Origin of the sequence: Streptomyces sp. NPDC058295, assembly GCF_042880655.1 — a bacterium.
GTDB lineage: Bacteria > Actinomycetota > Actinomycetes > Streptomycetales > Streptomycetaceae > Streptomyces > Streptomyces coriariae.
Genome location: NZ_JBHVYO010000003.1, coordinates 75522 through 88301, shown reverse-complemented (window position 1 = coordinate 88301; position 12780 = coordinate 75522). Strand labels below are relative to the sequence as shown.

Below are 12780 nucleotides of genomic sequence, written 5' to 3'. Positions count from 1 at the left end.
CCTCGGCATCCCCGCGCACAACCTGGCCTCGGCCCTCGGTTCGTACACCGGGGTCAAGCGCCGCCTCCAGCTCAAGGGCGAGGCGGCGGGCGTGCAGGTCATCGACTCGTACGCGCACCACCCCACCGAGATGACCGCCGACCTGGAGGCCATGCGCGGCGCCACCGCCGCCGCCCGGACCGGGCGCCCACACGATGCCGGGCTCATGGCGTGAGCCCACAGGAATCCCTTCCACCAGCACGGAGTCAGGAAGATGACAAAACGCGCCTCGGACGTGTCCGCGAGCCCGCCGAGTCCGTCCAGGAGACGCAACAAGTACACCCTTGCGCCGCTCGTCCTCATCGCGGCCAATGTGGTGCTCTTCGCGCTGTTCTTCGTCTGGCCGGCGGTGATCGGGCTCGTCTACTCGTTCACGAACTACACGGGTGTGGGGGCGTTCCAGTTCATCGGACTGGACAACTACCACAACCTGTTCGGGGACTCCACGTTCTACGACGCGCTGAGCCGGACGCTGCTGTACGCCGTGCTCTTCGTACCGCTGAACTTCGCGGTCTCGCTGCTCACCGCCAACCTGCTGGTGAGCAAGAACGCCAAGGGCGGGTCGGTCGCCCGAGTCGTCTTCTTCATTCCGTGGCTGCTGTCGCCCATCGTCGTGGGTGTCCTGTGGCGGTGGATGTTCGGTGAGAACTTCGGACTGGTCAACTACGTCATCGAGAAGTTCGGCGGCAGCCCCGTTCCGTGGCAGTCGAACGCGGACCTGTCGCTGATAGTGGTCGTGATGGCGGCGTCCTGGGCCTGGACGGGCTTCTCGATGCTGCTGTTCATCGCGGCGATCAAGAACGTACCGGTGTCCTACTACGAGGCGGCCTCGCTCGACGGCGCCGGCCCCTGGCGCCAGTTCTTCAGCATCACGCTGCCGAGCATCGCGCCCACCTCGTTCATCGTCATCCTGCTCAACACGATCAACGCGATGAAGGAATACCCGGTGTTCGTCGCCCTCAACAACGGCGGACCCGGCACCTCGAACAACCTGCTCGTCCAGTACATCTACGAGACCGGCTTCAAACGGGGCCAGATCGGCTACGCGAGCGCCGCGTCATTCGTGCTCATGCTCATCCTGATGGCCGTCGCGATCATCCAGATGATCGTCAACCGGCGGGTGGAGAACCGATGACAACCACAGACACGCCACGCCCGCTCGACGCCGACGCCAAGCGGCCCGCCGCCAGGAAGCGGCCCCGCGGGGCGGCCAGTGGCGGGCTCCGGCGGGCGGTGGCCCCGACGACACTGCTGTGGATCCTGGCGTGCCTGTACGGGTTTCCGGTGCTGTGGTTCGTCCTCAGCTCCTTCAAGCCGGCCAGCGACCTGTTCTCGTATCCGCTGACGCTGGTTCCGCACAACCCCACCCTGTCGGGTTTCAAGGCGGCGTGGGAAAGCGCCAACTTCTCCCAGTACTTCATCAACACGACCATCGTGTGCGTGATCACGACGATCCTCACGGTGGGAGCCAGCTGCTGCACCGGGTACGCGCTGGCCAAGTACGACAACAAGTGGCTCAAGGCCTTCTTCATCTGCATCCTGGCCACCACGATGCTGCCGTCCGAGGTCATGCTCGCCCCGGAGTTCCTGGTGGTCCGCAACCTCGGCCTCTACAACTCGTTCGCCGGCATCATCCTCCCGGCGGTGCTCACCGCGACCGGATGCTTCATGTTCCGCCAGTTCTTCCTGACGGTTCCCGACGAACTCGTGGAGGCCGCCCGCATCGACGGCGCCCGCGAGCTGTCGATCTTCCTGCGGATCATGGTGCCGCTCTCCCGGCCCATCATGCTGACCCTCGCGATCCTGTCCTTCCAGTGGCGGTGGAACGACTACATCTGGCCGCTGCTGATGCTCAACGACCCCAGCAAGTTCACCGTGCAGATCGGTATCCAGAGCATCGTCGGCGCGCAGAACATCAACTGGTCGGTACTGCTCGGCGCATCGGTCATCTCCATGATCCCGCTGATCGCCATCTTCCTGGTCTTCCAGCGCTACGTCATGGGCGCTGACATCAATGCCGGACTGAAGGACTGACCGTGCCCACCGCGCTCGACCACGAGTTCGTCCACGCGGTGGTCCGCGCCGCCGACCGGCTGGCCGCCCCGCTGGCGGCCGGCCCCGACGAGGAACCCGCCGGTGTGCCGCACCGTGGTCTGGCGCGCCGGGTGAAGACCCTGGTCGCGGCCTACCGTTCCCCGGACTCGGCCCTGCACGGCAGCAAGCGGGCCGTCACCGCCACGAGGACCCACCTGCGCGCCCTGCGGGCCGCGCAGACCACCACCGGCCTCTTCGCCGGCGGCGACAACGTGCAGTCACCACCGGACTCCGCGTTCACCGTCAACGACGTGTGCGACGCGCACGTCCTCGCCGCCGGCGCGGGGCCGGAACTGAGCGATGTCGCGGCGGCGCTCGCCGAGATCGCGAGCGCCGCCTCCGGCAGTCTCCTGACCGGTGGGGTGCACACCCCGAACCACCGCTGGGAGCTGTGCGCGGCGCTGGCCCGGCTGCACCGGTCGTTCCCCGACGACCGGCTGCTCGGCCGCGTCGAGGAGTGGCTCTCCGAGGGCGTCGACATCGACACGGAGGGCCTGTACTCGGAACGGAGCGCCAACTACGCGGCCCACGTGTCCAACCCGTCGCTGCTCCTGCTGGCCGACGTGCTGGGCCGCGCCGACCTGCGGGACGCCGTCGAACGCAACCTCGCCACCACCCTGGACCTCATCAGGCCGGACGGCACGGTGGAGACCGTCCACTCGCGACGGCAGGACCAGAACCACCCCTTTGCGCTGACGCCCTACCTGCCGCACTACCGGCTGTTCGCGGTCCGCACCGGCCGGGGCGACTTCAGCCTGGCGGCGCGCCTGGCGGCCGCCGGCGGCGTCGACGACCCCGACCTGCTCGCCCAGACCCTCCTCACCCCGGACCTGTGCCGCGTCCTGCCGGCGCCGGCCGCGGAGACACTTCCGCGCGACCGGTACCTCACCACCGCGCGCCTCGCCGCACACACCTCCGCCACCGCGCACACGGTGGTGTACGGCGGCTCCGACGTGCCCGGGCACCGGCGCATCCGCTCGGGCCTCGCGTGCAATCCGACCTTCCTGCGGCTGTTCGCCGGCGACGCCGTCCTCGACGCGGTCCGTCTCTCGCGGGGATTCTTCGACCTGGGCCCGTTCCGCGCCGCCGACATGCAACGGCCCGCCGCCCACCGGTACCGGCTCACCGAAACCCTCACGGCCGCCTACTACCAGCCGCTGCCGCCGGACCGGCGACGGGACGACGGCGCCTACCGTCTGGCGGACGAGGGACGCTTCTCGGGCGCGATGGCCTTCCCGGACCGGCCCCGGGACGAGGTCTCCCACACGACCCGCGTCGAGGTCGACCTGCGGGAGGACGGCGCCGACCTGCGGATCGACATCAGCGGACCACGGGTGCCCTGGGCCCTCGAACTGACCTTCCGGCCGGGTGGCGTGCCGGCGGGCGCCGTACCGATCGGCGACGGGCGCTGGTGCCTGACGACCGGGCCGCTGGCCTACCGGGTCGGCGACGACGAGATCCGGGTCGAGGCCGCCGTCGAGGCGGGCGAACCGCTCGCCGGGCCGGACCGGAGTGACGTACTGCGGTACGACCCGGGTCAGGACCACACCGTGGTGGGTGGCACCGACGCGACGACCGGGAACCGCGTCTACCTCGGTGGACTGGGCCCGCACACACTGACCCTCGCACTGCGCGCCCGCCGGCCCGCACCCGCCGTGTGACTCCGAGCACCCACACCATGGCCACCCAGGCATGAAGGGCTGATCCCCGTGCACCTCACGTCCCCTCCCGTGTACCTCCCCCACCAGCGCGGCCCGCTGCACGACCTGCCCGACACCCCGCAGGCGTACGACGCCGTCCTCGCCGACGTCACCGAGCAGGCGCTGCGCCGCCTGACCCCGCAGGGCAACCTGGAACACCCCGACTGCGTCGACGACATCGGCGACACCTCGCTCGGCATCACCTCCCTGCTGGCCCTGGCCTGGCAGCGCACCAAGGACCCGCGGCTGCCGGAGGCGGTGCACCGCAGCCTCGCCTTCCACCTGCGCGAACGGGTCTACCGTGGCGACAACCCGGGCTACCCGAACCTGAGGGTGCGCGGCTCCGGACTCCCGTACGCCCGCTACACCCTGGCGGCCGGCGCACACCCCGTCGGCGACTGGCCGAGCACGGTGTGGGCGCTGCTCCAGGCCGTGAACGTGCTCGACAACGCCGACGGCCTGGTGCCGGACGAACAGCGCGCCGACCTGCTGGAGGTGGCGCGCGGCTACTGGAACTGGCTGACCGAGGCGACCTTCTTCAACCCCCAGGAGGCGGGCAACCAGGCCATCGGCTGCGTGGTCGGCGGCCTGATGCTGGCCCGCCACCTTCCGCCGCAGGACGGCGAGCCGGTCCGCGCACGGGCCCTCGCGCTGTACGCCGACGAGATCCGTGCCCACCGGGTCCGCGACCGGGGCGCCCTGCTGCCCCCCGAGCACGGCGGCGCCTACGACAACAACTACGGCCCGATCTCCCTCTCCTTCCTCGCCCAGGCCCACCGGGTCAGCGGCGAGGAGGTCTTCGCCGAGGACGGCGAGGCGCTCGCCCGCTACCTCGACGCCCGCCTCCCCGGCGGCGGCTTCGACAACGGCGGCCCCCGCTACAGCGAGCAGCACTCGGCCTTCGAGTCCGTCCTCGGCCTGCGCTACTTCGGCGCCCGGATCGGCGCCGACCTCGGCCGCTACCGGGGCGACAGCCGTTGGGCACGGCACGCCGTCAAGGCGGACGGCGGCATCGACGGCCACTTCGCGTGGATGCTGGTCTGGCAGATCCAGGACACCACGCGCTGGCACCGCGAGCCGTCCACCGGACCCGCGCGGCACCAACTGCGCGCCGGCACCGTCTCGGTGGCCTTCGACGACCGGATGACCCCCGCCATCGTCGAGGCGGCCGGTACCTACTACCTGCCCGCCGCCGTCAACCGCCAGCACGGCTTCGGCCCCGTCGCCGACGGCTTCCTGCTGTGCCGGCCGATGGGCGAGGTCCGGGTCCGCGACGCCCGCGCCGACGGCCTGACGGCCAAGCTGGTCACCAAGCCGGTCGTCGGCCGTGACCACGTCCTGCGCAGCGTGCGCTCCCTGTACGTCACCGACGGCACCACCCTGTGGACGACGGTCGCCGTGGAGCGCCTCGACGGGACGCCGTACCTGCTGGCCGGCCTGCCGTACGCCGAGGACGACGGCGACCGGGTCCGCCGCACCGCGCACGGCGCCGTCTCCGCACCGGGTGGCCTGCGCCTCACGCACCCGGACGCGCAGGGCGCCGAGCACTTCGACGCGCGCGCCGGACTCACCCAGGAGCAGGCCGCCTTCGCGCTCGCCGTCGACCCGCGTGGGTACGGCAACCCCGACGAGGGCTGGCGCCACCTGGTCAGCTCGACGGCGCTGGAGGCGGGACCGCTCCCGGACGCGCCGGACGACCTGCACGTGTTCGCGGTGCGCCACGGCACCGAGGAGCCGCTCAGGGTCTCGGTCGAGTGGGCCGAGGACGGCTTGACCGTGCGCACGGACGCCTTCACCGCCGTGCTCGGCCCCGACGACGCGCACGCCGAGCCGACGCTGACGCTGAGCGCCGCCGTCAGGGGCTGAGGGTCATCCGCGGGGTGCCGCGCACCGCGTACGCGGGAAGCCGGGCGTCCTGGAGGAACGCCGGGGAGAGGGACAGACCGAACCGCCGCTCCACGACGCCCAGGCTGCGGCGGGAGCCCGTCCTCCAGTCCTCGTCCTCCGGCGGCACATACGTGCTCCCGTCGGGGGAGCAGGACGTCCGCGGCGGCCAGCTCGGGCAGCAGCAGATCCAGCCACACGATTCCGTCGCTCATGGTCTCGAAGCCGGCGCGGCGCACCGACAACGACCCGGACGTCAGACGGGCAGGGGCACCACCAGATCGGCCCGGTCCCTCGTCGTCGCCACCAGTTCGGCGTTGCGCTGGTCGCTCCGCAGCACCCAGGCCACCGCCTCCTCGTGCGGCTTGCCGAACTCCTCGTGCCGGGCGATCAGCCGGCGGAGGCGCTCGTCCTCGTCCGTCTCGCAGAACCACACCTCGTCCAGGGCGGCCCGCACCCGCGTCCACGCACCCGTGCCAAGGAGCAGGTAGTTGCCCTCCGTGACGACCAGCCGGGCCGTCGGCGGCACCGGCACGGCCCCCGCGACCGGCTGCTCCAGGTCCCGCTCGAAGCCCGGCGCGTAGACGAGGTCCTCGCCGTCCGTCTCCTCCCGCAGCCGCCGCAGCAGCGCCGCGTACCCGGCCGCGTCGAAGGTGTCGGGCGCCCCCTTGCGGTGCCGTCGGCCGAGGCGGTCCAGTTCCACGTCGGCGAGATGGAAGCCGTCCATCGGGACGTGCGCGACCCAGGGGTCCCCGGTGCCGTTCAGCTCCCGCACCAGACGCTCGGCGAACGTCGTCTTGCCCACGCCCGGACCGCCCGCGACACCGAGGAGCGCGCGTCTGCGGCCGTCCCCGGCGAGGGCACGGGCACGTACGAGCAGATCGTCGAAAGTGAGCACACAGCAGAGTGTCGCAGTCTCCTGGAAGGTGACCCGCAAGGTCGCAAGGAGAGGAGGACGACCATGTCCGACGACGAGGGGCAGATCCGCACCCTGATCACCCGCTGGGCCGACGCCGTCCACCGGGGCGACCTCGACACCGTTCTCGACCAGCACGCCGAGGACCTGGTGATGTACGACGTGCCCGCGCCCCACGAGGGCATCCGGGGCCTGGCCGCCTACCGGGCGACCTGGCCGCCCTTCTTCGTCTGGCAGGCCCAGGGCGCCCGCTTCGACATCGACACCCTCGACGTCACCGCGGGCCATGACGTCGCCTACGCCCACGCCCTGCTGCGCTGCGGCACACCCGAGGAGCTCGCCGAGTGTCCGAGCCTGCGGCTGCGGCTCACCTTCGGGCTGCGCAAGGAGCACGGCCGCTGGCTCATCGCCCACGAGCACCACTCCTTCCCGCACGACTGACCGGGTGTGGCGCGCGACACACCGGTGAGGGGCCCGATGTGGGGGAACCAGGGCCGTATGACGTCGACGCTCGGTCTCCCCGAAAAGATCCAGGCCTGTCTCTTCGACCTCGACGGGGTCGTCACCCGAACGGCCGTGGTGCACGCGGCCGCCTGGAAGGAGACCTTCGACGCGTTCCTGTACACGCGCGGGGGCGACGACTTCCGCCCGTTCGACGAGGCCCACGACTACGGCGAGTACGTCGACGGCCGCCCCCGCGCCGACGGCGTCCGCACCTTCCTCGCCTCCCGGGACATCGAACTGCCCGAGGGTGAACCAGGTGATCCGCCCGACGCGCAGACCGTCCACGGGCTGGGCAACCGCAAGAACGAGCTGCTCCTGGAGAAGATCCGCACCCAGGGCGTCCGGCCGTACGACGGCACCCTGCGCTACATAGCGGCGGCACGCGCGCGTGGCCTGCGGACGGCGATCGTGTCCTCCAGCGCCAACACCCGCGACGTGCTGCGCTCGATCGACGCCGAGCACCTCTTCGAGGTACGGATCGACGGCGTCGTGGCGGCCGAGCGGGAACTGCCGGGCAAGCCGCGCCCCGACACGTTCCTGGCCGCCGCCCGCGACCTCGGCGTCGAGCCGTCGAGGGCGGCCGTCTTCGAGGACGCGCTGGCCGGGATGGACGCGGGCCGGGCCGGGAACTTCGGGTACGTCGTCGGCGTCGACCGGGTCGGGCAGAGCGACGCGCTGTACACGCACGGCGCGGACATCGTGGTGAAGGACCTCGCGGACCTCGCGGAACCCGGGGACCTCCCGGGCCGCGTCGACGAGGGAGGGCGGGAGTGATCAAGGACCGGTCCTACACCGTCGAGCCCTGGTACGTGCGCGAGACGCGGCTCGACCTCGACGTCCTGGCGCAGAGCGAGTCCGTCTTCGCGCTCTCCAACGGACACGTCGGCTGGCGTGGCAACCTGGACGAGGGCGAGCCGCACGGCCTGCCCGGCGCCTATCTCAACGGCGTCCACGAACTGCACCCGCTGCCCTACGCCGAGGCCGGCTACGGCTACCCGGAGTCCGGGCAGACCGTCATCAACGTCACCAACGGCAAGATCCTGCGGCTGCTGGTCGACGACGAGCCGTTCGACCTGCGCTACGGGCGGCTCGTCACCCACGAGCGGGTGCTCGACCTGCGCCGGGGCGTCCTGGAACGGAGCTGTGAGTGGACCTCGCCCGCCGGGTCCACGGTCCGGGTGCGCTCGACCCGGCTGGTCTCGCTCACCCAGCGGGCCGTGGCCGCCGTCGCCTACGAGGTGGAGGCCGTCGGCAGCACCTCCCGGGTGGTGATCCAGTCCGAGCTGGTCACCAACGAGAGCCTGCCCGACCCGAACGGCGACCCGCGCACGGCCCGTGCCCTGAAGTCACCGCTGGAGCCCGAGGAGGACGTGGCCGTCGGCCGCCGGCTGCGGCTGGTCCACCGCACGAAACGCAGCGGGCTGCGGGTGGCCGTGGCCGCCGACCACGAGGTCACCGGCCCCGAGCGGACCACCGTCGAAAGCGAGAGCAACGTCGACGTCGCCCGGCTCACCGTCACCTCCGTGCTGGAGCCCGGTGAGCGGCTGCGGGTGGAGAAGCTCGTCGCGCACGGCTGGTCCGGCGCCCGCTCCCGGCCCGCGATGAGCGACCAGGTGGAGGCGGCCCTCGCGGCGGCCGGACACAGCGGCTGGGCGGGCCTCCTCGACGACCAGCGCGCCTACCTCGACGACTTCTGGTCCCGCGCGGACGTCGAGGTCGACGGCGACGAGGAGATCCAGCAGGCCGTCCGCTTCGCTCTCTTCCATGTGCTCCAGGCCGGTGCCCGCGCCGAACAACGCGCCATCCCCGCCAAGGGGCTGACCGGATCCGGCTACGACGGCCACGCCTTCTGGGACACCGAGACCTTCGTACTGCCCCTGCTCACCTACACCGCGCCGGGCGCCGTCGCCGAGGCCCTGCGCTGGCGGCAGAACACCCTGCCGGCCGCCCGTGAACGGGCCGTCCAACTCGGCCTGCGCGGCGCCGCGTTCCCCTGGCGGACGATCGAGGGCTCGGAGGGCTCGGCGTACTGGCCGGCCGGGACCGCCGCCTTCCACGTCAACGCCGACATCGCCGACGCCGTGGTCCGGTACGTCACGGCGACCGGGGACCGGGACTTCGAAGCGGCCACCGGCGTCGAGCTGCTGGTGGAGACCGCGCGGCTGTGGCGCTCGCTCGGCCACCACGACACGCACGGCACCTTCCACATCGACGGCGTCACCGGACCCGACGAGTACAGCGCGGTCGCCGACGACAACACCTACACCAACCTCATGGCCCGGGCGAACCTGCTGGCCGCCGCCGACGCCGTCGCACGGCACCCGGGCGAGGCCGCCCGGCTGGGCGTGGACGAGGAGGAGAGCGCGGCCTGGCGGGACGCGGCCGAAGCGGTGCACGTGCCTTACAACCACGAACTCGGCGTGCACGAACAGCACGCGGGCTTCACCCGCTACCAGCAGTGGGACTTCGCCGGCACCCGCCCCGACCAGTACCCCCTGCTGCTGAACTTCCCCTACTTCGACCTCTACCGCAAACAGGTCGTCAAGCAGGCCGACCTGGTCCTGGCGATGTACACCTGTGCGGACAACTTCGACGAGGAGCAGATCGCCCGCAACTTCGCCTACTACGAGCCGCTGACCGTCCGCGACTCCTCCCTCTCGGCCTGCTGCCAGGCGGTGATCGCCGCGCAGGCCGGCCATCTGGGACTGGCCTACGACTACACGACCGAGGCCGCGCTGATGGACCTGGCCGACCTGGAGCACAACACCCGCGACGGGCTGCACATCGCGTCCCTGGCGGGCACCTGGATGGCCCTGGTCGCCGGATTCGGCGGGCTGCGCGGTGACAGCGAGGGCCTGCGGTTCGCACCCCGGCTGCCGGAGAGGTTCAGCCGTCTCGCCTTCAGCGTCCAGCTCCTCGGCCGCCGCCTGCGGGTGGAGATCGGCCCGGACAAGGCCACGTACACCCTGCTGTCCGGCTCCCCCCTGACGATCCGGCACCACGGCGCTCCCGTGCTGGTGAACGGCGACGGCCCCGTCGTCCGACCCGTACCGCCCGTGCCGGACCGGCCGGCGCCCCGGCAGCCCCCGCACCGGGGGCCGAACACCCGCTGACCACCGGGCCGGCGCCCGGCGGTGTTTCCCGGCCGCCGGGTGCTGGTAGGTAGTGGGGAGTCGCAGGCGGCAGGGGGAGTGGCATGGCGGAGAGTGGGCACGACGGGCGGCTCGCGGACGAGTTCTTCACGGCGGGCGGCTCGTCCTTCAGCGACTTCCTGGCGGCGTACCGTCCCGAACTGCTGCCGACGCGCAGCCCGTTCGCCGACGGCTTCCGCGCCGCCCCGGACAGCTTCCCGCACGGTACGACCGTGCTGGCCCTCGTCTACCGCGACGGTGTGCTGATCGCCGGCGACCGCCGGGCCACGATGGGCAACCTCATCGCGCAGCGCGACCTGGAGAAGGTGTACCCGGCGGACGACCACACCGCCGTCGCCTTCGCCGGCACCGTCGGACTCGCCGTGGACATGGTGAAGCTGTACCAGGTCGAGCTCACGCACTTCGAGAAGGTCGAGGGCATCCCGATGACCCTCGGCGCGAAGGCACGCAGACTGGCCACGATGATCCGGCAGAACCTCGGCCAGGCCATGCAGGGCCTCGTCGTCGTCCCGCTCCTCGCGGGCTACGATACGGCGGCCGCCCCGGGCGCCAGGAGCCGCATCTTCAGCTTCGACGTGGTGGGCGGCCTGTACGAGAAGGCGCCCTTCCACGCCGAGGGCTCCGGATCGCCGTACGCGCGCGGGGCGTTGAAGAAGCTGTACCGCGCCGGCATGTCCCGGCGCGAGGCGGCGCTGGCCGCACTCCAGGCGCTGTACGACGCGGCCGACGACGACTCCGCGACCGGCGGTCCCGACATCGGCCGCCGGATCTTCCCGATCGTCTCGGTCATCACCGAGGAGGGCTTCGAGCGGCTGCCCGAGGCGGAGACGGAGCGACTCAGCCACGAGATGGTCGAGCAGCGCCGCACCAGGCCCGACGGCCCCCACGCCACCGAGCCGCGTCCGTAGGCGACGACGCCGTGAGCCGGCCGGGCCCGCACGGACAACGGGCCCTCGCGCGACCGGACCTCACTCGGGTTTCGGCAGATTCATCGCGGCGAGCCTGGCCGGATCGATCATGACCGCGATGCCGGTGATCCGGCCGTCGGCGACGATGAAGGCCATGACGGACAGGGGAGAGCCGTCCTCGCGCCAGGACACCAGCCCGGGAAGCCCGCCCACGAGCACCGCTCGACCCCGCGCGGCCGCACCGGCGGACAGTTGCGCACCGGCGGCGACCTGGGTGGCGCCGAGGGTGACGACCACGCCGTCGGGGGTGTCGACAACGAGTCTCACCTCGGGGTCGAGTACGCGCAGCAGTCCTGCGAAGTCGCCGTGGCGGGCCGCCGTCAGGAAGGCGTGGACGACCTCTCGCCGCTCCTGTCCGACGATCGTCGACCGCTCGGTTCCCCGCACCTTTCGGCGGGCGCGGCTGGCGAGCATCTTGCCGGCGGCGGTGGACTTGCCGAGGATCCGGCCGATCTCGTCGAACGGCACCGCGAACAGGTCGTGCAGCACGAACGCCAGCCGTTCGCTCGGTCCGAGCGACTCGAGGACGACGAGGAGCGCGAGGCCGACCGAGTCGGCGAGCACCGCGTCGTCCTCCGGCGCCGGTCCGTCGGCGACCGTTGTCACCACGAGCTCGGGCAGCCCGTCGTCATAGGACGCCTCGGGGCGCGCCTGGCGCGAGCGCAGGACGTCGAGGCTGATCCGTCCGACCACCGTGGTCAGCCAGCCGGCGAGGTTGTGGATGGTCGCCGGGTCCTGGCGGGAGAACCGCAGCCAGGCCTCCTGGACCACGTCCTCCGCGTCGGCGTGCGAGCCGAGCATGCGGTGGGCGACCGCCCGCAGTCGGTCGCGCTGGGCCTCGAACGCCTCGGCCGCCGGGTCCGTCGGGCTGGTGTCGGACATGTTGTTACCTTCCCTGGATCTGCTCCGTCATGAGGATGACGGGCCCGGAGGGGCACAGGTAACCGATGAAGGAGCAGGACGATGGAAGCACGCATGAAGAGCCCGGCGAACGCCGACGTGATCACCGCGATCCAGCACCTCGTCAAGGCGGTTCACGCGGGGGGTGTCGACCCGCGCCTGCTCGAACTGATCCACCTGCGGGCCAGCCAGATCAACGGATGCAGCCCGTGCGTGTACGCCGGTGTCGAGGCGGCGAAGAAGCACGGAGAGACCGACCAGCGGCTGCACAGTGTGGTCACCTGGCGCGAGACCCCCTTCTTCACCGACGAGGAGCGGGCGGCACTCGCGCTGACCGAGGCCGCGACCCGGATCCAGGACGGAGCGGCGGGCGTGACCGACGAGATCTGGGACGCCGCGGCCGACCACTTCGGCGAGGAGCAGCTGGCCGCGATCATCCTGGAGATCGCGATGACCAACTTCTTCAACCGGATCAACCACACGATCCGGGAGCAGGCCGGCAAGACCTGGTGAGCCGGGCGCGGGGTGGCGAGCCTGTCCTGCCGGACCCGCGCCGCCCCCCCCCACCGCCTGGCCCGCGGGGCCCCCCCGGGGGGGGGGCCCCCCGGCGGGGGCGGGGCCCC

The 12780-nt window shown here is 71.8% G+C and carries 12 protein-coding genes and 1 pseudogene; 10 read left to right on the top strand and 3 right to left on the bottom strand.

Annotation, left to right across the window (positions count from 1 at the left end):
- The 5 genes and pseudogenes from ACFVYS_RS04490 to ACFVYS_RS04470 all read left to right on the top strand — a co-directional run.
- Positions 1-178, top strand: a pseudogene (locus ACFVYS_RS04490) (glutamate ligase domain-containing protein); the annotation flags it as partial.
- 75 nt (positions 179-253) lie between these two features.
- A complete protein-coding gene (locus tag ACFVYS_RS04485) occupies positions 254-1174 on the top strand; it encodes a carbohydrate ABC transporter permease (protein WP_389498757.1) in 921 nt (306 codons plus the stop codon).
- Positions 1171-2073, top strand: coding sequence for a carbohydrate ABC transporter permease (locus tag ACFVYS_RS04480; protein WP_389498755.1), 903 nt, complete (start codon positions 1171-1173; stop codon positions 2071-2073). Before ACFVYS_RS04485 ends, ACFVYS_RS04480 begins: the two co-directional genes overlap by 4 nt.
- Positions 2074-2075: 2 nt before the next feature.
- Positions 2076-3794, top strand: coding sequence for a hypothetical protein (locus ACFVYS_RS04475; RefSeq protein WP_389498753.1), 1719 nt, complete (start codon positions 2076-2078; stop codon positions 3792-3794).
- 69 nt (positions 3795-3863) lie between these two features.
- A complete protein-coding gene (locus ACFVYS_RS04470) occupies positions 3864-5699 on the top strand; it encodes a hypothetical protein (RefSeq protein WP_389498751.1) in 1836 nt (611 codons plus the stop codon).
- On the opposite strand, the gene ACFVYS_RS04465 is transcribed toward ACFVYS_RS04470, so the two are convergent.
- Entirely contained in the window at positions 5689-5847 is a 159-nt protein-coding gene (locus ACFVYS_RS04465) for a hypothetical protein (protein ID WP_389498749.1), read from the bottom strand. The genes ACFVYS_RS04470 and ACFVYS_RS04465 overlap by 11 nt on opposite strands.
- A gap of 126 nt (positions 5848-5973) precedes the next feature.
- Positions 5974-6615 carry a nucleoside/nucleotide kinase family protein gene (locus ACFVYS_RS04460; RefSeq protein WP_389498747.1) on the bottom strand — a complete coding sequence of 214 codons (642 nt, stop codon included), beginning with the start codon at positions 6613-6615 and terminating at the stop codon, positions 5974-5976.
- 63 nt (positions 6616-6678) lie between these two features.
- Between ACFVYS_RS04460 and ACFVYS_RS04455 the strand changes: the two genes are divergently transcribed.
- From ACFVYS_RS04455 to prcB, 4 genes are all read left to right on the top strand, one after another.
- Entirely contained in the window at positions 6679-7074 is a 396-nt protein-coding gene (locus ACFVYS_RS04455; RefSeq protein ID WP_389498745.1) for a YybH family protein, read from the top strand.
- A 57-nt stretch (positions 7075-7131) separates the two neighbouring features.
- Positions 7132-7911 carry a beta-phosphoglucomutase family hydrolase gene (locus tag ACFVYS_RS04450; protein WP_389498743.1) on the top strand — a complete coding sequence of 260 codons (780 nt, stop codon included), beginning with the start codon at positions 7132-7134 and terminating at the stop codon, positions 7909-7911.
- The gene (locus ACFVYS_RS04445) at positions 7908-10250 is read left to right on the top strand and encodes a glycoside hydrolase family 65 protein (protein ID WP_389498741.1); all 2343 of its coding nucleotides are present in this window, start codon (positions 7908-7910) and stop codon (positions 10248-10250) included. Before ACFVYS_RS04450 ends, ACFVYS_RS04445 begins: the two co-directional genes overlap by 4 nt.
- A gap of 83 nt (positions 10251-10333) precedes the next feature.
- Positions 10334-11197, top strand: coding sequence for a proteasome subunit beta (prcB, locus tag ACFVYS_RS04440; RefSeq protein ID WP_389498739.1), 864 nt, complete (start codon positions 10334-10336; stop codon positions 11195-11197).
- 60 nt (positions 11198-11257) lie between these two features.
- On the opposite strand, the gene ACFVYS_RS04435 is transcribed toward prcB, so the two are convergent.
- Complete coding sequence (locus ACFVYS_RS04435) at positions 11258-12139, bottom strand: sigma-70 family RNA polymerase sigma factor (protein ID WP_389498737.1); 882 nt, start codon at positions 12137-12139, stop codon at positions 11258-11260.
- A gap of 81 nt (positions 12140-12220) precedes the next feature.
- Here ACFVYS_RS04435 and ACFVYS_RS04430 point away from each other — a divergent pair, with 81 nt between their 5' ends.
- Positions 12221-12670: a carboxymuconolactone decarboxylase family protein gene (locus tag ACFVYS_RS04430; RefSeq protein ID WP_389498735.1), complete on the top strand. Its 450-nt coding sequence runs from the start codon at positions 12221-12223 to the stop codon at positions 12668-12670.
- Positions 12671-12780 lie beyond the last annotated feature (110 nt).

Excerpts from the sequence above, each read along its gene's own strand:
- ACFVYS_RS04435 (WP_389498737.1), bottom strand. The coding sequence starts at position 12,139 with ATGTCCGACACCAGCCCGACGGACCCGGCGGCCGAGGCGTTCGAGGCC.
- ACFVYS_RS04450 (WP_389498743.1), top strand. The coding sequence starts at position 7,132 with ATGACGTCGACGCTCGGTCTCCCCGAAAAGATCCAGGCCTGTCTCTTC.
- ACFVYS_RS04455 (WP_389498745.1), top strand. The coding sequence starts at position 6,679 with ATGTCCGACGACGAGGGGCAGATCCGCACCCTGATCACCCGCTGGGCC.
- ACFVYS_RS04485 (WP_389498757.1), top strand. The coding sequence starts at position 254 with ATGACAAAACGCGCCTCGGACGTGTCCGCGAGCCCGCCGAGTCCGTCC.
- ACFVYS_RS04480 (WP_389498755.1), top strand. The coding sequence starts at position 1,171 with ATGACAACCACAGACACGCCACGCCCGCTCGACGCCGACGCCAAGCGG.
- prcB (WP_389498739.1), top strand. The coding sequence starts at position 10,334 with ATGGCGGAGAGTGGGCACGACGGGCGGCTCGCGGACGAGTTCTTCACG.
- ACFVYS_RS04430 (WP_389498735.1), top strand. The coding sequence starts at position 12,221 with ATGGAAGCACGCATGAAGAGCCCGGCGAACGCCGACGTGATCACCGCG.